19 protein-coding genes are annotated in these 20,569 nt (G+C 70.7%); 10 read left to right on the plus strand and 9 right to left on the minus strand.

The genetic code is table 11. The features are described from left to right. Positions 1 to 114: 114 nt before the first annotated feature. The 7 genes from KV106_RS20015 (at position 115) to KV106_RS20045 (ending at position 7,833) form a co-directional block, all read left to right on the plus strand. Complete coding sequence (locus KV106_RS20015; RefSeq protein ID WP_261211923.1) at positions 115 to 936, plus strand: beta-ketoacyl synthase chain length factor; 822 nt, start codon at positions 115 to 117, stop codon at positions 934 to 936. Positions 937 to 949: 13 nt separating this feature from the next. Beyond that, positions 950 to 2,599 (plus strand): NAD(P)/FAD-dependent oxidoreductase, encoded by a 1,650-nt coding sequence (locus KV106_RS20020; RefSeq protein ID WP_261211924.1) that lies wholly within the window; start codon positions 950 to 952, stop codon positions 2,597 to 2,599. A gap of 66 nt (positions 2,600 to 2,665) precedes the next feature. Then, positions 2,666 to 3,388 (plus strand): response regulator transcription factor, encoded by a 723-nt coding sequence (locus KV106_RS20025; RefSeq protein WP_057592776.1) that lies wholly within the window; start codon positions 2,666 to 2,668, stop codon positions 3,386 to 3,388. Between the two features lie 85 nt (positions 3,389 to 3,473). Continuing rightward, positions 3,474 to 4,658 (plus strand): ATP-binding protein, encoded by a 1,185-nt coding sequence (locus KV106_RS20030; protein ID WP_261211925.1) that lies wholly within the window; start codon positions 3,474 to 3,476, stop codon positions 4,656 to 4,658. A gap of 79 nt (positions 4,659 to 4,737) precedes the next feature. Beyond that, complete coding sequence (locus KV106_RS20035) at positions 4,738 to 6,009, plus strand: O-antigen ligase family protein (protein WP_261211926.1); 1,272 nt, start codon at positions 4,738 to 4,740, stop codon at positions 6,007 to 6,009. A 53-nt stretch (positions 6,010 to 6,062) separates the two neighbouring features. Further along, positions 6,063 to 6,686, plus strand: coding sequence for a TetR/AcrR family transcriptional regulator (locus KV106_RS20040; protein WP_057592773.1), 624 nt, complete (start codon positions 6,063 to 6,065; stop codon positions 6,684 to 6,686). 109 nt (positions 6,687 to 6,795) lie between these two features. Then, the gene (locus KV106_RS20045; protein WP_261211927.1) at positions 6,796 to 7,833 is read left to right on the plus strand and encodes an NADP-dependent oxidoreductase; all 1,038 of its coding nucleotides are present in this window, start codon (positions 6,796 to 6,798) and stop codon (positions 7,831 to 7,833) included. Here KV106_RS20045 and KV106_RS20050 read toward each other — a convergent pair. From KV106_RS20050 to KV106_RS20060, 3 genes are read right to left on the minus strand one after another with little or no spacing between them, the layout of a single operon-like run. After that, the gene (locus KV106_RS20050; RefSeq protein ID WP_261211928.1) at positions 7,830 to 8,954 is read right to left on the minus strand and encodes a DUF2827 domain-containing protein; all 1,125 of its coding nucleotides are present in this window, start codon (positions 8,952 to 8,954) and stop codon (positions 7,830 to 7,832) included. The genes KV106_RS20045 and KV106_RS20050 overlap by 4 nt on opposite strands. A gap of 42 nt (positions 8,955 to 8,996) precedes the next feature. Further along, positions 8,997 to 9,206, minus strand: a complete 210-nt coding sequence (locus tag KV106_RS20055; protein WP_057592770.1) for a zinc-finger domain-containing protein — start codon at positions 9,204 to 9,206, stop codon at positions 8,997 to 8,999. Between the two features lie 5 nt (positions 9,207 to 9,211). Further along, positions 9,212 to 10,165 (minus strand): branched-chain amino acid transaminase, encoded by a 954-nt coding sequence (locus tag KV106_RS20060; protein ID WP_261211929.1) that lies wholly within the window; start codon positions 10,163 to 10,165, stop codon positions 9,212 to 9,214. Between the two features lie 214 nt (positions 10,166 to 10,379). On the opposite strand from KV106_RS20060, the gene KV106_RS20065 reads away from it, so the two are divergent. Then, the gene (locus KV106_RS20065) at positions 10,380 to 11,366 is read left to right on the plus strand and encodes a recombination-associated protein RdgC (protein ID WP_261211931.1); all 987 of its coding nucleotides are present in this window, start codon (positions 10,380 to 10,382) and stop codon (positions 11,364 to 11,366) included. Positions 11,367 to 11,382: 16 nt separating this feature from the next. Here the strand turns inward: KV106_RS20065 and KV106_RS20070 are convergent, their stop codons facing one another. Continuing rightward, complete coding sequence (locus KV106_RS20070; RefSeq protein ID WP_261211932.1) at positions 11,383 to 12,594, minus strand: M20 aminoacylase family protein; 1,212 nt, start codon at positions 12,592 to 12,594, stop codon at positions 11,383 to 11,385. A 44-nt stretch (positions 12,595 to 12,638) separates the two neighbouring features. Continuing rightward, positions 12,639 to 13,958 (minus strand): MFS transporter, encoded by a 1,320-nt coding sequence (locus KV106_RS20075; protein ID WP_261211934.1) that lies wholly within the window; start codon positions 13,956 to 13,958, stop codon positions 12,639 to 12,641. A gap of 283 nt (positions 13,959 to 14,241) precedes the next feature. Between KV106_RS20075 and KV106_RS20080 the strand changes: the two genes are divergently transcribed. Together KV106_RS20080 and KV106_RS20085 are read left to right on the plus strand one after the other, a co-directional pair. Continuing rightward, positions 14,242 to 15,300: an asparaginase gene (locus KV106_RS20080; protein ID WP_261211936.1), complete on the plus strand. Its 1,059-nt coding sequence runs from the start codon at positions 14,242 to 14,244 to the stop codon at positions 15,298 to 15,300. Positions 15,301 to 15,316: 16 nt separating this feature from the next. After that, positions 15,317 to 16,264: a LysR family transcriptional regulator gene (locus tag KV106_RS20085; protein ID WP_057592765.1), complete on the plus strand. Its 948-nt coding sequence runs from the start codon at positions 15,317 to 15,319 to the stop codon at positions 16,262 to 16,264. Here KV106_RS20085 and KV106_RS20090 read toward each other — a convergent pair. From KV106_RS20090 to KV106_RS20105, 4 genes are all read right to left on the minus strand, one after another. Next, the gene (locus KV106_RS20090; RefSeq protein ID WP_057592764.1) at positions 16,261 to 16,692 is read right to left on the minus strand and encodes a hypothetical protein; all 432 of its coding nucleotides are present in this window, start codon (positions 16,690 to 16,692) and stop codon (positions 16,261 to 16,263) included. The two genes, KV106_RS20085 and KV106_RS20090, sit on opposite strands and share 4 nt — an antisense overlap. Positions 16,693 to 17,154: 462 nt before the next feature. Further along, positions 17,155 to 18,546 carry a DNA repair protein RadA gene (gene radA, locus KV106_RS20095; protein ID WP_057592763.1) on the minus strand — a complete coding sequence of 464 codons (1,392 nt, stop codon included), beginning with the start codon at positions 18,544 to 18,546 and terminating at the stop codon, positions 17,155 to 17,157. Between the two features lie 52 nt (positions 18,547 to 18,598). Further along, on the minus strand, positions 18,599 to 19,552 hold the full coding sequence (locus KV106_RS20100) for a D-2-hydroxyacid dehydrogenase (RefSeq protein WP_261211938.1): 954 nt from the start codon (positions 19,550 to 19,552) through the stop codon (positions 18,599 to 18,601). Next, positions 19,549 to 20,550 carry a Bug family tripartite tricarboxylate transporter substrate binding protein gene (locus KV106_RS20105; RefSeq protein WP_208513290.1) on the minus strand — a complete coding sequence of 334 codons (1,002 nt, stop codon included), beginning with the start codon at positions 20,548 to 20,550 and terminating at the stop codon, positions 19,549 to 19,551. Before KV106_RS20105 ends, KV106_RS20100 begins: the two co-directional genes overlap by 4 nt. Positions 20,551 to 20,569: the final 19 nt, after the last annotated feature.

A 20,569-nucleotide genomic window follows, 5' to 3' on the forward strand; every position in this document is an offset into this window, starting at 1 on the left:
CGGCCCGCAGATCCGGCTCGCGCCGGCGCACGGCGAGGTGCGCTACGCGCTTTCCAATTCCTTCGGCTTCGGCGGCAACAACTGCGCGCTGGTGTTCGGCAAGGCGGCGCAGGCATGAGCGCCGCGCCGACGATCTACATCGAGGGTCCGGCCTTCTGGGCCCCCACCCTGCCCGGCTGGGAGGCAGCGCGCGCGGCCTTCCGCGGCGAGGGCGCGCTCGCCGATCCGCCGGCCAAGCGCCCGGCGCCGCAGGTGCTGGCCCCGGCCGAGCGCCGCCGCGCGCCCGACACCGTGGCGCTGGCGCTCGAGGTGGCCGCCGCCGCCATCGCGGGCTCGGGCCGGCAGGCGGCCGACCTGCCCTGCGTGTTCGTCTCGGCGCACGGCGACCTGTCCATCAACGACTACATGTGCAGCACGCTCGCCACCGATCCCTCGGTGCTGTCGCCCACGCGCTTCCACAACTCGGTGCACAACGCCGCCGTGGGCTACTGGACCATCGGCACCGGCTGCATGGCCGCGAGCAATTCGATCTCGGCCTACGACAGCAGCTTCGGCGCGGCCCTGCTCGAGGCCGCGGCGCAGTGCGCGGCCGACCGCGAGGCGGTGCTGCTGGTGGGCTACGACGCGCCCGCCACCGGCCCGCTGGCGGCCGTGACGGGCAGCCAGGGCCAGCTCGCGCTGGCGCTGGTGCTGGCGCCCGAGCCCACCGAACGCACGGTGGCGGCGCTCGACTGGTCGCTGGCCAGCGACGGCGCGGCCGGCACGACGCCCACGTCCGACGCGGCGAAGACGCTCGCGCAGGTCAACCCGATGGCGCAGGCGCTCGGCCTGTTCGAGGCGCTCGCGCGGCTCGACGGTCCGGCCGGCGCCGAGGTCGCGCTGCCGCTGTCCCCCACCCTCTCGCTGAGACTGCGGCTGCGGCCCGGCGGGCACTGACGAAGGAATCCGCATGAAGCAGACCGCCCCGCGCTACGACGCAGTGATCATGGGTGGCGGTCTGGCGGGGCTCACGCTGGCGCTGCAGTTGCGCCAGCGCTTCGACGACCTCTCGGTGCTGGTGCTCGAGCGCCGCGCGCACCCGGTGCCGCACGCGGCGCACAAGGTGGGCGAATCCTCGGTGGAGATCGGCGCCCACTACTTCGACACCGTGCTGGGCCTGAAGCCGCACTTCGAGAACGAGCAGTTGCGCAAGTTCGGCTTCCGCTTCTTCTTCAGCGAGGGCCGGCGCGACATCGACGGCGTGACCGAGATCGGCGCCAGCCGCTACCTGTCGGTGCCCAGCTACCAGATCGACCGCGGCATCCTCGAGAACTACCTCGCGCAGGAGGCCGCGCGCCACGGCGTGCACTTCGCCGACGACGCCTTCGTGCGCCGCATCGAGCTGGCCGAGGACGGCGCCACCCACCACCGGCTGCAATGGACCCAGGGCGGCGAAACCCGCGACACCGAGGCGCGCTGGCTGATCGACGCCTGCGGGCGCGCGGGCCTGCTCAAGCGCAAGCTCGGGCTGGCGCAGCCCAACGACCACGACGTGAACGCCGTGTGGTTCCGCATCGGCGAGCGCATCACCATCGACCACTGGAGCGAGGACGAGGCCTGGCGCGCGCGCTGCGACCCGCAGGCGCGCTGGCTGTCGACCAACCACCTGGTGGGCGCGGGCTACTGGGTGTGGCTGATCCCGCTGGCCTCGGGCTCGCACTCGGTGGGCATCGTGGCCGACCAGAAGCTGCATCCGCTGGCCACCATCGACACCTTCGACAAGGCGATGGACTGGTTCGCGACCTATCAGCCGCGGCTTTACGAGGCGCTCGACGGCAAGCGCCACCTGCTGCAGGACTTCGCGTTCCTGCGTCACTTCTCGTACGGCTGCAAGCAGGTGTTCTCGGACCGGCGCTGGGCGCTGACCGGCGAGGCCGGCCTGTTCCTCGACCCCTTCTATTCGCCGGGCAGCGACTTCATCGCGATCGGCAACACCTACATCACCGACCTGATCGCGCACGACCGGCGCGGCCGCTCGATCGAGGCGCGCGCGCAGCTCTACGACCAGATCTACCACTCGTTCTACGAGAGCACGCTGGCGCTCTACCAGGACCAGTACCCGCTGTTCGGCGACCCCGAGGTGCTGCCGGTGAAGGTGATCTGGGACTACGCCTACTACTGGGGCGTGCTGTCGCAGATCTTCTTCCAGGGCCGGCTCACCGACCTGGCGCTGCTGGGCAGCGTGCGCGACGAACTGCAGCACTGCCAGCGCCTCAACATCGCAGTGCAGGCGCTGCTGCGCGCCTGGTCGGGCGCGAGCGACAAGCGCAACCGCGCGGCGATGCTCGACCAGGCCTCGATGCCGTGGTTCGCCGAGCTCAACCGCAGCCTCAAGGACCGGCTCGACGACGCGGCCTTCAAGGCGCGCATCCGGGCCTCGACCGCGCAGCTGCGCCGGCTGGCCGGCGAGATCCTCGCGCGGGCGCGCACCTGCGATCCGGCGCTGGAGGCCGTCGCGCTCGAGGCCCTGCTCGCGCTGCCCGAATACCGTGACGCCCAGCGGCTTTCGGCGGCACGGCACGAGGACGGCGCTATGCTTTTCGCAGTGCCGGCCGGTTGACATGGCCGCACGAGGTTTACGCAACTTTACGGAGCGTTCAAGCCAGCTTGCTCCCGGTGGACCACCATGAAGCGCATGAGCACCCCTCAACTCCTGATGATCGAAGACGACCAGCGCCTGGCGCAGATGGTCGGCGAATACCTCACCCAGTCGGGCTTCGGCTTCAACCATGCGGGCGACGGCGCCAGCGGCCTCGAGCTGCTGCAGCAGCACGCGCCCGACCTCGTCATCCTCGACCTGATGCTGCCCGACACCGACGGCCTCGAGGTCTGCCGCCGCATCCGCGCGCTGCCGGGCGCGATCTCCAAGGTGTCGGTGCTGATGCTGACCGCCAAGGGCGACCCGATGGACCGCATCATCGGCCTGGAGATCGGCGCCGACGACTACCTGCCCAAGCCCTTCGAGCCGCGCGAGCTGCTGGCGCGCATCCGCGCCGTGCTGCGCCGCCGCGGCGAGAGCAACACCGAGGCCGAGGCCGCGTCGATGATGCGCTTCGGCACGCTCGAGATCGACCGCAACGCGCGCACCGTCTCGGTGGCCGGCCAGGTCGCCGACCTCACCTCCTACCAGTTCGACCTGCTGGTCGCGATGGCCGAGCGCGCGGGCCGGGTGCTCACGCGCGACCAGATCATGGAAGCCGTGCGCGGCCGCGAGCTCGAGGCCTTCGACCGCTCGATCGACGTGCACATGGGCCGCATCCGCGCGGCGATCGAGGTCGACGCGAAGAATCCGAAGCGCATCCTCACGGTGCGCGGCGTGGGCTACGTGTTCGCCAAGCAGCAGGACTGAACGGCCGGCGGGTCATGTCCGTCCCGCTCGCGGCACCTCTCCGAAAAACGCGGCCGACCCCGGCCGCCGCGCCCCACACCTCCCCATGATCAATCTGTATTCCCGCCACCTCTACGTGCGCATCTGGCTCGCGGTGGTCGGCGGCGTGGTGATCCTCACGCTGATGGCCAACTGGATCGTGCGCGTGGCGGCCGAGGCCGAGCGCGAGCGGCTCGCGCCGGTGCCGCGCGAGGTGGTGGTGCTCGACGCGCAGGACAAGCAGATCGGCGCCGGCAAGGCGCTGCGCGTGCCGGGCCAGGGGCTGGAGTTCGACGTGACGCTCAGCGACGGCAAGGCGATCACGCTGCGCGTGGCACCGCGCGAGCGCGCCACCGGCACCAGCGGCTTCGCGCCCTGGCGCACGCCCTTCGGCCTGGGCTGGATGATCGCGCTGGTCGGCGTGGCGGTGGCGCTCGGCGTCTATCCGATCGTGCGCCGGCTCACCAAGCGGCTCGAGACGCTGCAGCGCGGCGTGCAGCGCTGGGGCGAGGGCGATCTGTCGGTGCGCGTCACCGAGGAAGGGCAGGACGAAGTGGCCGATCTCTCCAAGCGCTTCAATGCATCGGCGGTGCGCATCGAACAGCTGGTGCGCTCGCACAAGTCGCTGCTGGCGAATGCCTCGCACGAGCTGCGCTCGCCGCTGACCCGCATCCGCATGAGCCTGGAGCTCATGGGCGACCAGCCGAGCCCCGCGGCGCGCGCCGAGATCTCGCGCAACATCGCCGAGCTCGACCAGCTGATCGACGAGATCCTGCTGGCCAGCCGCCTGGACGCCAGCGAGGCCGACATGGGCACCATCGAGGCGGTCGACCTGACCGGTCTGGCCGCCGAGGAATGCGCGCGCGTCGATGCCGAGCTCGACCTGGTGGCGGGCACCGACAACGCGGCGCTGACCGTGCCCGGCGTCTCGCGGCTGCTGCGCCGCGCGATCCGCAACCTGCTCGAGAACGCGCGCCGCTACGGCGCCGGCGAGATCTCGGTCGAACTCGGCAGCGCCGACGGCCAGGCCACGGTGCGCGTGAACGACCGCGGCCCGGGCGTGCCGGCCGCGCTGCGCGACCGCATCTTCGAGCCCTTCTACCGGCTGCCGGGCGCGAGCGAGCGCAACGGCGGCGTCGGCCTCGGGCTGGCGCTGGTCAAGTCGATCACCGAGCGGCATGGCGGCACGGTGCGCTGCGAGGACCGGCCCGGCGGCGGCGCGAGCTTCGTGATCCGGCTGCCGCGCGGCTGAGGCACGCGCGCCCAAGCCCCGCGCGCGCCGGGGGTGAAGTCAGGTTGCGCCGGAAGGCGGCCCCTAGAATCCGCGCCCTATGCAGAGATCGCACATCGTCCGGCCCGCGGCCATGTTCTGGGGGCTCGCGGTGTACATGCCGGTCGGCGTCACCTACCTCTCGGCCCTGCTGCTGCTGGTCGCCCTGCTGGCGGCGGGCAACGGCCGCGAACGCAGCGCGCGGCTGCGCGCCAATCCGCTGTGGTGGCCGGTCATGGCCTATGTGGCCTGGACCCTGATCGTGCTGGCCATCCGGCCGCACTACCCCGAGACCCCCTCGAACCTGGTGCACGGGCTGCGCATCGCCGCCACGCTGCTGATGGCGATGGCGCTCGCGCGCGACGAGGCGATGTGGGCGCTGCGCGGCTTCCTGCTGATCTCGGCGCTCAACCTGCTGCTGGTGGTGGTGTTCTACGCGGTCGGCGGCTTCCACATCTGGGGGCCGCTGCGCGGCGTGGTGATGGAGGTCGGCAACAAGTCGATCAGCAATGCGCTGCTGTTCAGCGTGGTGGCGTCGACGGCGGCGGTCTGGGGCCTGTCGCAGATCGCGGCGCGAAGGCCGCTGCGCGCGCTGCCGGCCTTCGCGCTGGTGCTGCTGCTGATGGCGGTGGTGGCGCTGCCGCTGACCTCGCGCACCTCGGTGCTGGCGCTGCTGCTGGTGCTGCCGCTGGTGTGCATCCACCAGTGGCGCAGCCACCTGAAGGCGCTGTCGGCGGCGCTGATCGTGGGCGCCGTGGTGCTCGGGGCGGGCCTCTACCAGCTGCCGCAGCTGCAGCAGAAGGTCGAGCTCGGCGTCCAGGAGATCGAGAAGGCGCAGGCCGGCGAGATCTTCCACGGCAGCATGGTCATCCGCTACTTCATGTACCGCGACACCGGCCGCATGATCGCCGACCGGCCGCTCACCGGCTGGGGCATCGGCGGCTGGACCGAGCAATGGCACCAGCGCGGCCCCGCGCTGTTCGCCGACTCGAACATGCCGCACAACGACTTCCTCTGGATGGGCGCGCAGGGCGGCCTGCCGGGGCTGCTGAGCCTGCTCGCGATCATGGTCGCGGCCGTCTGGCAGGCCTGGAAGCGGCCCGACATCGCGGGCCGCTATGCGCTGGCGGCGACCTTGATCGCGCTGATCGCCTCCTGCGTGAACTCGGCGCTGCGCGATGCCCAGATCGGGCTGGCGCTGCTGTGGATCGCGATGGTCTACCTGCGGCTGGCGCAGGAGCGGCAGGACCCCGAGCCCTGGCGCGACCTCTGGCCGGGCCGGCGGATCGGCGGCGAATCCGAGGCCTCGAAGCGCGCTGCGGCACCGGGCTGACTCCGGAATCTCGTACTAGACGACTGGTCTAATCGGCGCTAGAGTCCGGCGCCATGACTGCCGTCGCCACGCCTCCCGACGTTCGCCGCCACATCCTCGACGTGGCGCATCCGCTGTTGCTGCGCAAGGGCTTCACGGCCGTCGGGCTGGCCGAGGTGCTGAGCCTGGCCAAGGTGCCGAAGGGCTCGTTCTATCACTACTTCGGCTCGAAGGAGTCCTTCGGCGAGGCGGTGCTCGAGGCCTATTTCAGCGACTACCTCGCGCGCACCGACGCCCTGCTGGCCGAGTCGGGCACGGGCGCGCAGCAGCTGGTCGCCTATTTCCAGGACTGGCTCGACTCGCAGACCGGCGACGACGCCCAGAGCCGCTGCCTCGTGGTGAAGCTCGGCGCCGAGGTCTGCGACCTGTCGGAAACCATGCGCGCGGCGCTGGACCGCGGCATCCGCCAGATCACCGACCGGCTCGCGCGCTGCATCGAGACCGGCCGCGCCGACGGCTCGCTGCCGGCCGCCGAAGCCGGCGATCCCGCGCAGGCCCAGGCCGTCTCGCTCTACCAGAGCTGGCTCGGCGCCAGCCTGCTCGCGAAGATCGCGCGCGACCGCGCACCGCTCGACCGCACCATGGCCGGCACCCGGCAGGCGCTGGGTCTGGCCCCCGTTCCCACCCCGGTCGGCTGAGAGGCGGGACGACCGATGTCGCTCCCGCCTTTTTTGCGGTCATCTTCTAGACGACCGGTCTAATTACCTGCCAGGTCATCCCCCTTCCACCACCCAGGAGCCCCTGCCCATGCCCCAAAGCGACACCGTCAACCGCCGCCTCGTCCTCGCCGCGCGCCCGCGCGGGCTGCCGACACCCGCGCACTTCCGCCTCGAGGAGGGCGCCGTGCCCGCGCCCGCCGAGGGCCAGGTGCTGCTGCGCACGCTGTACCTCTCGCTCGACCCGTACATGCGCCAGCTGATGGACGAGGTCGCGCCGATCTACGCGGCCTCGGTGCCGCTGGGCCAGCCGATGGTGGGCGGCACGGTCAACCGCGTCGTGGCCTCGAAGCACCCGCGGTTTCGCGCCGGCGAACTCGTGCTCGGCAACGCCGGCTGGCAGGACTACGCGCTGTCCGACGGCCAGGACCTGATGCCGCTGGGCGACATGGCGCGCCCCTCGCTCGCGCTCGGCGCGCTCGGCATGCCGGCCTTCACCGCCCACGTCGGCCTGCTCGACATCGGCCAGCCGAAGCCCGGCGAGACCGTGGTCGTGGCCGCGGCCACCGGCGCGGTCGGCGCGATGGTCGGGCAGATCGCGCGCTTGAAGGGCGCGCGCGTGGTCGGCATCGCGGGCGGCGCGGACAAGTGCCGCCACGCGGTCGAGGTGCTGGGCTTCGACGCCTGCCTCGACCGCCACGATCCCGCGCTGGCAGAGCGCCTCGCCGCGGCCTGCCCGAAGGGCATCGACGTCTATTTCGAGAACGTCGGCGGGCCGGTGTTCGACGCGGTGCTGCCGCTCTTCAACATCGGCGCGCGCGTGCCGGTCTGCGGCCACATCGCCGACTACAACGCCGACGGCGAAACCCAGGGGACGAACCGCCTGCCACTGCTGATGGCCTCGCTGCTGCAGAAGCGCATCCGCATGCAGGGCTTCGTCATCCTCGACCACTACGGCGAGCGCTTCGAGGCCTTCCGCCGCGAGATGGGCGACTGGATCGAACGCGGCGAAGTGCGGCCGATGGAGGACATCGTCGAGGGCCTGGAGCACGCGCCGGCCGGCTTCATCGGCCTGCTGCAGGGGCGCAATTTCGGCAAGCGCGTGGTGCGCGTGGCCGACGAGAACTAGTTCGAAAACAGCGCGCGGATGCGCGCGTCGTGCGCCTCGATGTTCGGCGCATGCGCCGGGTCGAGCGTGCTCAGGAAGGCCGCGTTGGCGTGCGCCTGCGCATCCAGTTGCGCATCGTGCGTCTCGGCCGCGCGCTCGATCGCGGCGGCCGCCTCGAAGACCTCGAACTCGGGGTAGTAGTAGCCCACCTCGCGCAGAAACGGCGAGTTGTGCACCAGCGCGTAGTTGCCGTAGAGCGCCTCGTACAGCAGGTAGTTGAGCCCGTTCTCCCACTGGTGCGACACCACGATGTCGGTGTGGTGCGCGGCCCATTCGACGAAGGGCGCGCGCGGGTCGGCCGTGGCCTTGCCGTCCTGCACCATCCGCAGTCCCAGCGCGATGTGCTTGAAGGCCGTGTTCTCCTTCTTTTCGAAGGTGTTCGTCATGTAGACGTGCTGCACGAGCTCGGGGCGCCGCACATGGCATTCGTTGGCCGCCAGCATCGGGATCAGCGAGCTCTTCACCACGTTGAGGTTCGGCTCGAAGAAGGCGATGCGCTTGGCCCGGCCCTGGTTGCGGTAGCCGAAGCGTGCCTTGAGCTCGGCATGGGCCGCGAGGCTCTGCTCGAGGAAGTACGGCGACCACACGTGCGGCAGCACGTGCACCGGCGCGCGGTACACGGCCTCGAAGTAGCTCTTGCAGGTGTGGGCGTGCTGCGGGTTGGTCCAGAGCTCGTCGAACTGCACGCGGTGCGGGTTCGGCAGCCATGGATTGGCCTGGAAGTTGATGGTCTCGACCGCCACCACGTAGTCGTTGCCGAAGCGGTACGACACGCAATGCCCGCCGCGCCGGCGCACCGCCTCGACATGCGTCGGATGAACGAAGGCGTTCATCTCGATCAGCAGGTCGGTCTGGTGGACCACCGCCGAGAGCGGCCGCAGCGCACCGGCCAGTTCGCCGAGCATCATGCCCTCGGCATAGGCGGCGACGCCGTCGCCGTGCACCAGCCAGACCTCGCCCACCAGCGGAGAGCGCTTCAGCAGCATGTAGAGGTACACGCAGTGCTGGTTGGCGCCGTTGAACCAGATCGATTGCCGTGCATCGGCCCGGATCTCCATCGTGATCGCGACGTTGATCTTCATGGACGTTCCGGGCCTCCCCCGGTCTCTTCTTCTATCGCCGCGTCAGTGGCGCGCGGAAACCACCTCGCCGGCCTTGAGCCGGTAGGTGGTGCCGCAGTACGGGCACCTGGCCTCGCCGGTGCGCGCCACGTCCAGGTAGACCTTGGGGTGGCTGTTCCAGAGCTTCATGTCGGCCTTGGGGCTGGGGCAGAACACGCCGCCCTGGTGGTTGAGCTCCTTCGCGAGGAGTTCGACGACTGCAGTGGTGGACATGTTCTTCAGACCTTCGTGAGCCAGTGGGCGTACTTGGGGTTCTTGCCGTTCACGATGTCGAAGAAGGCCGCCTGGATCTTCTCGGTGACCGGGCCGCGCGCCCCGCCGTCGCCGCGGTTGCCGATCTCGACGCGGTCGAGTTCGCGGATCGGCGTGACTTCGGCCGCGGTGCCGGTGAAGAAGGCTTCGTCGGCGATGTAGACCTCGTCGCGCGTGATGCGCTTCTGCACCAGCTCGATGCCGAGGTCCTTGCACACGTGCAGGATGGTGTTGCGCGTGATGCCGTTGAGCGCGCCGGCCGACAGGTCGGGCGTGTAGACCACGCCGTTCTTGACCACGAACACGTTCTCGCCTGCGCCCTCGGACACGAAGCCGCTCGCGTCGAGCAGCAGCGCCTCGTCGTAGCCGTCGTCCAGCGCTTCCATGTTGGCGAGGATCGAGTTGGTGTAGTTGCTGACCGTCTTGGCCTGCGTCATCGTGATGTTGACGTGGTGGCGCGTGTAGCTCGAGGTCTTCACGCGGATGCCGCGCTTCATGCCTTCCTCGCCGAGGTAGGCGCCCCAGGACCAGGCCGCGACCATGGCGTGGATCTTGTTGCCCTTGGGGCTCACGCCGAGCTTCTCGGAGCCGATCCAGATCAGCGGGCGCAGGTAGCAGCTCTCGAGCTTGTTCTCGCGCACGACCTGCTTCTGGGCCTCGTTGAGCTGTTCCTGCGTGAACGGGATCTTCATGCGCAGGATCTTGGCGCTGTTGAACAGGCGCTCGGTGTGCTCGGCCAGGCGGAAGATCGCCGTGCCGCCGTCGGCCGTCTTATAGGCGCGCACGCCCTCGAAGGCGCCGCAGCCGTAGTGCAGCGTGTGGCTCAGCACGTGGATCTTGGCGTCGCGCCAGTCCACGAGTTCGCCATCCATCCAGATCTTGCCGTCACGGTCGTCGAGCGAGGGGGGGATCGAGCTCATTTCCTGATTCCTTTGGGAGCTTTTGCAGAAAGCCTTCAGCGGGGGGAGGCTGGGGGGTGCGGCCTGAAGGCCGCCAAAGCCGCCGATTTTACGGCGCCGTGCCGCTCTTGCCTGACCGGCGCCCCGGGCCATGCACCGCCGGTGGCGCGAACCGGCCCGACGCCGCGACAATGGCCGGTTCCGCCAAACAAGCGATTGAAGGGAAAGATTCTCCGTGTCCGTATTCAAGAACGTCATCGTCTACCGCATCGAGCCCGGCTGGTCGCAAACGCTGGCCGAGGCCGAGGAAGGCCTGGGCAAGCAGCGCTTCGAGCCCTGCGGCGCCTCGCAGGAGAAGTCGGCCGGCTGGGTCGAGCCGCGCGGCGAGGCCCACGGCCCGCTGGTGGAATCCATCGACGGCCAGTGGCTGCTCGAGTACATGATCGAGAGCAAGTCGGTGCCGGGCTCGGTGGTGCGCCGCAAGCTCGACGAGCGCTGCGCGCAGATCGAGGCCACCACCGGCCGCAAGCCCGGCAAGAAGGAAAAGAAGGACCTCAAGGAGGACATCGCGCACGAGCTGCTGCCGATGGCCTTCACGCGCACCGCGCGCGTCACGGTCTGGGTCGACCAGGCCGAGCGCCGGCTGGTGGTCAACAGCTCCAACGCCGCGCGCGCCGACGAGGTGGTCAGCAGCCTGGTGCAGAACTTCACCGGCTTCGGCACCATGCAGCTCAACACCCAGATCGAGCCGGCCGCCGCCATGTCCGAATGGCTGGCCTCGCAGGAGCCGCCCGCGGGCTTCACCATCGACCGCGAGTGCGAGCTCAAGGCCACCGACGAGTCGAAGGCCGTGGTGCGCTATGCCAAGCACCCGCTCGACATCGACGAGGTCAAGCAGCACATCGCCGACGGCAAGCGCCCGACCCGCCTCGCGCTGACCTGGGACGACCGCGTGTCCTTCGAGCTCACGCACGGCCTGCAGATCCGCAAGATCGTGTTCCTCGAGGGCACCGACGAAGGCGCCGGCGGCGGCAAGAAGGAAGACAACTTCGATGCCGACGTGGCGATCGCGACCGGCGAGCTGGGCCAGCTGGTGCCGGCGCTGCTCGACGCGCTCGGCGGCGAGGCGGCGTTCACCGCGGCGCCTGCCGAGGAAGCGCCGAAGGCCGCCGCCACCGCGCCGGCCGCGGCCACGGCCGAAGAGGAAGACGCGCCGTTCTGAGCCGGCGCGGCGGGCGTCAGGCCACCAGGTAGGTCTGCGCCAGCCGCACCCAGCAGGCCGCGCCCAGCGGCAGCACCTCGTCGTTGAAGTCGTAGCCGGGGTTGTGCACCATGCAACCGCCGAACTCGCCTTCGCCGTTGCCCAGCAGCACGTAGCAGCCGGGCAGCTCGGCCAGCATCCAGGCGAAGTCCTCGCTGCCCGCGAAGCCGCGCGGCACCGTCGCCGCCACCTTGTCCGCGCCCACGAGCGCGGCGCACACCTCGGTCATCAGCCGGCTCTCGGCCTCGGTGTTGACCACCGGCGGCACCAGCGGCCGGTAGTCGATGGAGGCTTCCACGCCATGCGCCTGCGCGGTCAGCGCGACGATCTCGCGGATGCGCGACTCCACCAGCGCACGCGTCTCGGGCCGGGCCGCGCGCACGTTGAGCCCGAGCGCGACCGACTGCGGGATCACGTTGTGGGTGGCGCCGCCGCGGATGAAGCCGACCGACAGCACCGCCGTGTCGTCGGGCGCGACGTTGCGCGCCACCACGCTCTGCAGCGCGGTCACGGTGGCGGCGGCCGCCACCACCGGGTCCTGCGCGCGGTGCGGCATCGCGCCATGGCCGCCCTTGCCCTGGATCGTCACGTCGGCCACGTCGGACGAGAGCGTGACCGGCCCCGCCTGCACGATGAAGCTGCCGGCCGGCACGCCGGGCGCGTTGTGCAGCGCATAGACCGCGTCGCAGGGAAAGCGCTCGAACAGGCCGTCCGCGATCATCGCGCGCGCGCCGCAGAGGTTCTCCTCGTCGGGCTGGAAGATCAGGTTCAGCGTGCCGTCGAAGTCGCGGCTCTTCGCGAGCGCCTTCGCGGCCGCGAGCAGGATCGCCGTGTGGCCGTCGTGGCCGCAGGCATGCATGCGGCCGTGCTGCCGGCTCGCATAGGGCAGGCCCGTGGCCTCGACGATCGGCAGCGCGTCCATGTCCGCGCGGATGCCCAGGCGCCGCGTGCCGCTGCCGAGCCTGAGCTGCCCCACCACGCCGGTCCTGCCGATGCCGGTGTGCACCTCGTAGCCCCATTCGCGCAGCAGCCGCGCGACCAGTTCGCTGGTCGCGCTCACCTCGAAGCCGAGTTCGGGCTCGGCATGGATCCGGCGCCGGATGTCGACGAAGGCCTCGGTGTCGATCTCGATCGGCGGCAGCAGGCGGGACAGGAGCTTGGTGGTCTGGAGGCTGAGTTCGCGGGTCATGGGAGGCAATCGTTTCGCGGAAAAGGTGGGAAGGAAGGCGGCGCTCAATCGGCGCGCCGTTCGCGCAGGCTCAGCAGCGCACCGATGCTCAGCACGCCGCAGGCCATCATGTAGAAGGCCGGCGAGAGCGGGTTGCCGGTCTGCGCCAGCAGCCAGGTCACGATGAACTGCGAGGAGCCGCCGAAGATCGTGACGCCCACGCTGTAGATCACCGAGATGCCGCTGGCACGCACGCCGATCGGCAGCATCTCGAGCAGCATCAGGAACATCGGCGTGGTGCCGATGTTCACGCTCGCCGTGAGCAGCGCCGACAGGCACAGCACCAGCGGCACGCTCGGATGGTGGCTGATGAGCCAGAACACCGGGCCCACCGCGACCAGGCTGAACAGCAGCGAGCCGATCGCCAGCGGCTTGCGGCGCTCGAGCCGGTCGGCCAGCCGGCCCGCCACCAGCGACACCACGAACAGCGTGATGCCGGTGACGCAGCCCGACAGCAGCGACAGCGAGGGCGGCATCTTGAGCACGCGGATCATGTAGGTGGGCATGAAGAACACCACCAGGTACATGGTGGCCGTGCCCGCGGTGGTCGCGAGGATGCCCTTGAACACGGTGCCGCCATGCGCGCGCAGCAGCCGGCCGATCGGGCTGGCTTCGTGGCTCTCGGCCTGGTGCGTTTCCTCGAGGTGCGAGCGGATGTACAGGCCCACCGGCGCGATCAGCAGGCCCAGCAGGAAGGGCAGGCGCCAGCCCCAGCTCTCGAGCGAGGCCTGCGGCAGCAGCGCATAGAGCAGCGCACCGGTGAGCGCGCCGGCCAGCGCCGACAGGCCCTGGCTCGCGAGCTGCCAGCTGACGCGGAAGCCGCGGCCCTTGACGCCGCCGGCCTCCATCAGCATCGAGGTCGCGGCGCCGACCTCGCCGCCGAGCGAGAAGCCCTGCAGCAGCCGGCCCGCGACGATCATCAGCGAACCGAACACGCCGGCCGAGGCATAGGTGGGCGCGAGCGCGATGCACAGCGTGCCGGCCACCATCAGCGCGATGGTCAGCGTCATCGCGGCCTTGCGGCCCTTGCGGTCGGCGTAGTTGCCGATGATCACGCCGCCCAGCGGCCGCATCACGAAGCCGATGCCGAAGGTCGCGACCGCGAGCAGCAGCGAACCGAAGGCGCTCTCGGAAGGAAAGAACAGCTTGCCGATCAGCAGCGCGAAGAAGCTGTAGACGGTGAAGTCGTACATCTCGAGCGCATTGCCGATCGAGCAGGCGGCGATCAGCCGGAACTGGCTCTGGCCGCCCTTGGTGGCGGCGGCATTGGCGGGCGGGGCGGAACCCAGCACGGGGCTGGCTGGCAGGGCGGCGGCTTCGCTCATTCGATCTCCACGGGGTGTTGTTGTGCGGACGACGGATTCGCGAAGCGCGAACTTCATGCGGCGCATGGCACCCCGAACCCGTGGCGGCGGAGTATTCAGGCAAAGCGCGGCGGCGAGGAATCACAAATTTTCATGCCGATAACCAAAAGGCATCCCCCGCAGAAGCGGGGCCGCGAAGCCATCGGTGGAACTACCGAGAGGGCCCGTCGCGCGCCATTCGCGTGCGTGCCGCCTTCACAATGGCGCGTCGGCGCACCGCCGCCTCCAGAACAAGGACAACACCATGAAGCTCATCCGCCACTGCCTCTGCCTGCTGGCCCTCGCGCCCTGCTGCATGATGGCCGCCTCGGCCCAGGGCAGCCGGCCCGTCGTGCAGTTCATCGCCACCGGCGGCACCATCGCGATGAAGGTCGACCCCGTCACCAAGGGCGTGGTGCCCGCGATCTCGGGCGACGACCTGATGCAGACCGTGCCCGACGCCGGCAAGTACGCCACCATCGAGGTCAACAACTTCTCGGCCATGTCGGCCAACTACGTCGAGCCCAAGTGGTGGACGCGCCTGACCCAGGCCGTGGACGATGCGCTCGCGCGTCCCGAGGTGGCGGGCGTGGTGATCGCGCACGGCACCGACACCATGGAGGAGACGGCCTACTGGCTCGACCTCACGGTCAAGTCGAACAAGCCCGTGATCCTGATCGGCGCGCAGCGCAACGCGTCCTCGCCGGACTTCGACGGCCCGCGCAACCTGCTCAACGCGATCCGCATCGCCACCACGCCCGAGGCCGTGGGCCAGGGCGTGATGCTCGCGATGAACAACCAGATCAATGCCGCGCGCACCGTGACCAAGACCCACACCGGCAACGTCGAGACCTTCAAGTCGGGCGACTTCGGCTTCATCGGCGAGGTCTGGGACGACAAGGTGGTGTTCTCGCGCACCGCGCTGCGCCGCCAGCACATCGACATCGGCAGCGCCGAGATGCCGCGCGTGGAGATCCTCGCGATGTTCGGCGGCGCCGACGGCTCGCTGCTGCGCTACGCGGTGGACCAGGGCGCGAAGGGCATCGTGGTGCAGGCCGTGGGCATGGGCAACATGAACGTCTCGATGTACGAGGCCGTGAAGTACGCACTCGGGCGCGGCGTGCCGGTGGTGATCGCCACCCGCGTGCCCAACGGCCGCACCATGCCGCTGTACGGCTTCGTCGGCGGCGGCAAGACCACCTTCGATGCCGGCGCCGTGATGGCCGGCGACCTGAGCCCGCAGAAGGCGCGCCTGCTGCTGATGCTCAAGCTGCACCAGGGCGTGAGCGACAAGGCCGGCCTGCAGGCGGCCTTCGACCGCTGATGCCCGCCGCGAAGCGATGAAGCTGCAGCAGTTGCGCGTGCTGCTCGCGGTGGCGCAGCACGGCAGCATCCACGAGGCGGCGCGCGGCCTGCACACCACCCAGCCGGCGCTGTCGAAGGCGATCGCCGAACTCGAGCGCGAACTCGGCGTCACGCTGATGTCGCGCTCCACGCGCGGCGTGAGCCTCACGCCCTACGGCGCGGCACTGGTCAAGCGCGCCAGCGTGGTCGAGCAGGAGCTGCGCCATGCGCTCGAGGACATCGAGGCGATCCGCGGCCACGACGAGGCGCGGCTCGACATCGGCTTCACCGCGGTGGCCTCGAACGGCCCGCTGCCCGAGGCCATGGCGGCGTTCCGCCAGCGCTTTCCCAACGTGGCGCTGCGCGCCTTCGAGATGCGGCCGCAGCAGATGCTCGAGGGCCTGCGCGAGGGCCGGCTCGACCTCGGCCTGATCTCGACCTGCAGCGGGCCCGGCTCGAACGTGTTCCAGTGGGAGCCGCTGTTCTCGGTGGCGATGCACATCTCGGTGCGCGCCGGCCATCCGCTGCGCCGCGTGCGCAAGCTGCGGCCGCTGCTCGATGCCGACTGGCTGGTGCTCGACCCGGTCGACGATCCGTTCAGCCCGCTGGTCAGCACCATGCGCCTGCACGGGCTCGAGATGCCGCGGCGCATGGTGCAGAGCGCCTCGAACCTGCTGGGCCTGCAGCTCGCCACGCAGACCGACCTGGTCAGCATGTGGTCGGACGCGGTGTTCCACGGCGCCGGGCCGCTGCGGCTGAGCGGCGACGCGCTCGAGCGGCTGCCGATCACCGACGAGCTGCCCGACTTCGAGGTCTACCTGGTCTACCGCTCGGCCGACCTGATGACGCACGCGTGCACCGAGTTCGCGAAGGAGGCGCGCCACCATGCGCGCACCAATCCGCCATGGCGCGCGCCGCGCGGCGCGCGCAAGGCCTCGGATTAGGCCGCGGGAGTCTCGGCCTCGTCGTCCTGCGCCGGCGGGCGCGTCAGCGTCCAGCTCTGCAGCTTGCCGCCGTTGAACACCGTGTCGACGTACGAGCCGCCGGCATCGGTCCAGCGGTAGTGCTCGGGCTGCTCGTCCTGCGGCGAGCGCAGTTCGCCGAGCGCGCGCGTCATCGCGATCACGTGCATCAGCGTCACGCCGGGCTTGAGCTTGGCATTGAGCATCACCGAGCTGGCCACCGTGCCCACGGGCCGGTCGGCCGCGCGCTTGAGCACCTGCATCGCGCGATTGAAATGCATCAGCAGGAACATCACGATCGCGCCGGCCGCCAGGGCCACGCCGCCCCAGCCATAGCTGCGCCAGGCCACGCCCAGCACGACGAGCGCCCCCACGGGCACGAGAAACTTCTGGAAATTCATGGCCCGCATTGTCGCCGCGCCGGCGCGCCGGGGTAGCCGACCCGGCTACCGCCAGGCGCATCTCGCGCTACCGGGCCACAAAGCCGCCCGCGCCGCGGGCCGTCGCGGGCACATTTCGCCGCACGGGCATCGGCCCGGGCCCCGCAGACACCGCAGATGAACATTCCACGCTCCGTCACCTTCGTCCGGCTCAGCCTCGCCGCCCTGCGCGGCACCGGCGAATCCCGGCACGAACAAGGCGGCCGCGGCGGCCCACGTTGTCAGGGAGAGGCCGCCGTCGGCGGCCGGAACGCGATGAACCCGGCCCCGTCGCCCGGCGGCCAATGCCGGCGCGACGGCGGCCCGGCGTTCACGCCACGCAGCGACGCACGAATTAGGGGGTAGGAGGTTGGGAGCTCGCCGGGCGCGCCGCCACCGATGCGCCAGGCGCTTTTTCACGGGCCGTTGCGGCCCGTTTTTTTGGGCGCTCGCTCACTCGAGCTCGCGCACCACGTCCATCGCCTCCTCGATCCGGTCCACCGCGTGGATCGTCAGGCCCTCGATGTCCTTCGAGCCCTTGCGCGGCGCATTGGCCCTGGGCACCACCGCGATGCTGTAGCCCAGCTTGGCGGCCTCTCGCAGCCGCTCCTGGCCGCGCGGCGCGGGCCGCACCTCGCCCGCCAGGCCCACTTCGCCGAAGGCGATGAAGCCCTTGGGCAGCGGCTTGCCGCGCAGGCTCGAGGTGATGGCCAGCATCACCGCGAGGTCGGCCGCCGGTTCGCTGATGCGCACGCCGCCGACCGCGTTGACGAACACGTCCTGGTCCATGCAGGCCACGCCCGCATGGCGGTGCAGCACCGCCAGCAGCATCGCGAGCCGGTCGCGGTCCAGGCCCACCGACAGCCGGCGCGGGCTCGGCCCGCCGTCGTCGACCAGCGCCTGGATCTCGACCAGCATCGGCCGCGTGCCCTCGAGCGTGACCAGCACCACGCTGCCGGGCACCGGTTCGGTGTGCTGGCTCAGGAAGATCGCGCTCGGGTTGGCCACGCCCTTGAGGCCGCGCTCGGTCATCGCGAACACGCCGATCTCGTTGACCGCGCCGAAGCGGTTCTTGATCGCGCGCACCAGGCGGAAGCTCGAGTGCGTGTCGCCCTCGAAGTACAGCACCGTGTCGACCATGTGCTCGAGCACGCGCGGGCCCGCGAGCGCGCCCTCCTTCGTGACATGGCCCACCAGCACCACGGCCGTGCCGCTGGTCTTGGCGAAGCGCGTGAGGTGCGCCGCGCATTCGCGCACCTGCGCCACCGAACCCGGCGCCGAGGTGAGCTGGTCGGAGTAGACGGTCTGGATCGAGTCGATCACCGCGATGGCCGGGCGCGTGGCATCGAGCGTGGCGATGATCTTCTCGAGCTGGATCTCGGCCAGCACCTGCACCTGCGAGTGGTCCAGCCCCAGCCGCTTGGAGCGCAGCGCCACCTGCGCGCCGCTCTCCTCGCCCGTGACGTAGAGCGCGTTCTGCCCCGCGCGTTGCAGCGCATCGACCGCCTGCAGCAGCAGGGTCGACTTGCCGATGCCCGGGTCGCCGCCGATCAGCGTGACGCCGCCGGCCACCACGCCGCCGCCGAGCACGCGGTCGAGCTCGTCGAGGCCGGTGGGCGTGCGCGCGACGTCGCTGGCCTCGATCTCCGAGAGCACCGCGAGTTCGGAAGCCCCGGCGAGCGACGCGAACTGCGTGCCGAAGCGGTTGTTGGCCGGGGCGTTCGCGCCGCCGGCCGCTTGTTCGATCAGTGTGTTCCAGGCGCCGCAGCTCGGGCACTTGCCGAGCCACTTCGCGCTGGTGCCGCCGCATTCGCTGCAGACGTAGATGGATTTGTCCTTGGCCATGGCCGGGAGTTTAGGGCGTGGACCCGCGCCGTCCGGGCGCGGGGCCGCCCGTTCAGCACACGCGGTTGACCAGCGCGCCCACGTCGCCCACCGCCAGGGCCGCCGCGTTGTCGAGCAGCATCGGCAGCACCTGCCGCGCATAGACGTCGCTGAGGCCGCCGATGTGCGGGGTGGCGATCACGTTCGGCAGCCGGCGCAGCGGATGGCTGGCCGCGAGCGGCTCTGTCTCGTAGACGTCGAGCCCGGCGCCGGCGATGGTCCCGCTCTCGAGCGCCGCGAGCAGCGCGTGCTCGTCGACCACGCCGCCGCGCGAGAGGTTGACGAGGAAGGCATGCGCCGGCATGGCCGCGAGCACCGGCGCATCGATCAGGTGATGGGTGCGCGCATCGTGCGCGGTCAGCACCACCACGAAATCGGCCTGCGCCACCACCTGCGGCAGCCGCTCGCGCGCCTGCACGTCGTCGAAGCCGTCGATAGGCGCGGGCGTGGCCGAGATGCCGCTGACCCGCATGCCCATCGCCTGGCAGCGCCGCGCCAGCTCGCGCGCGACGTGGCCGGTGCCGACCAGCACCGCGTGCCGGCGCCACAGCAGCGGCTGTGCCCATCGGTTCCAGGCGCCTTCGCGCTGGTCGCGCAGCATGCGCGGCAGGTCGCGCGCCAGCGCCATCATCATCAGCAGCGCGAGCTCGGACATCTGCGGGCCATGCACGCCGCGCGACGAGGTCACGAGCGTGCCGGGCCGCAGCGCGGGCGAGCCGGTGATGGTGTCGGTGCCCGAGGTCAGCGCATGGACCCAGCGCAGCGCGGGCCCGGCCGCGAGCATCGCGTCGTCGACCCACGGGCCCGAGACCACCAGCGCCTCGACCTCGGCCAGCAGGCGCAGCGCCTCGGCACGCTCGGTGGTGGCGTGCACTTCCAGCGCCGGGCAGCGCGCGCGCAGGGCCTGCGCATAGAACCCGGCCTCGCCGTTGAAGACCAGCAGCGAGCGCAGCGGCGGCGCCGTCATTCGAGCTTGATGCCGGCGGCCTGGATCACGGCGCGCCACTTGGCATTCTCCGAAGCGATGAACTCGGTGAACCGGGCCTGCGAGGACGGCGCGGGCTCGACGCCGATGAGTGCCAGCTTCGCGCGCACGGCCGGATCGGCGATGACCTTGTTGAGCTCGAGTGCCAGCCGGTCGACGATGGGCTGCGGCGTGCCCTTGGGCACGGCCAGGCCGGCCCAGGTGTCGAAGTCGATCTCGCCCACGCCCGCCTCGGCCAGGGTCGGCGCCTCGGGATAGAGCGCCGAGCGCGTCTTGCCCGCGGTCGCGATGATCTTCGCGCGGCCGCCCTGCACGTGCGGCAGCGCGGCCGGCAGGTCGGCGAACATGAACGACACGCGGCCGGTGGCGACCTCGGGCGCGGCCTGCACCATGGCCTTGAACGGCACCGCCGTCATGTCGGCCTTGAGCTGGCGCTTCATCAGCTCCGAACCCAGGTGGCCACCGCTGCCGCTGCCGCCGATCGCGAACAGCAGCGGCTGGCTGCGCGCCGCCGCCAGGAACTTCGGCATGGTGTCGAGCGGCCCGCCGGCCTCGACCATCAGGAACAGCGGGAAGTGCACCAGCTGCGTCACCGGCGTCAGCGCATCGCTCGCATAGGGCAGCTTGTCGTAGAGGTTCGGGATCACGGCCATGGTCGACAGCGCCGCGAAGAACACGGTGTAGCCGTCGGGCGCCGCGGAAGCAGCCGCGGCCGCGCCGATCACCGTGTTGCCGCCGGGCCGGTTGTCGATCACGATCGGCTGGCCCAGCGCCACCGAGAGCTTCTCGGCAATGATGCGCGAGCTCTGGTCGGTGCCGCCGCCGGGCGTGTAGGGCACCACCCAGCGGATCGGCTTGCTCGGCCAGGCGGCCTGCGCGCTCGCAGTCATGGCGCCCGCGGCCAGTTGCAAGGCCACGGCGGCCATGCCCAGCAGCGTGGCCGCGCGGCGCGGCCATCCAACGGTCTTCTTCTTCGTCATCGTGTGTCTCCTGTCGTTC

Origin of the sequence: Variovorax endophyticus (assembly GCF_025376855.1) — a bacterium.
In the GTDB taxonomy this organism is placed as follows: domain Bacteria; phylum Pseudomonadota; class Gammaproteobacteria; order Burkholderiales; family Burkholderiaceae_C; genus Variovorax.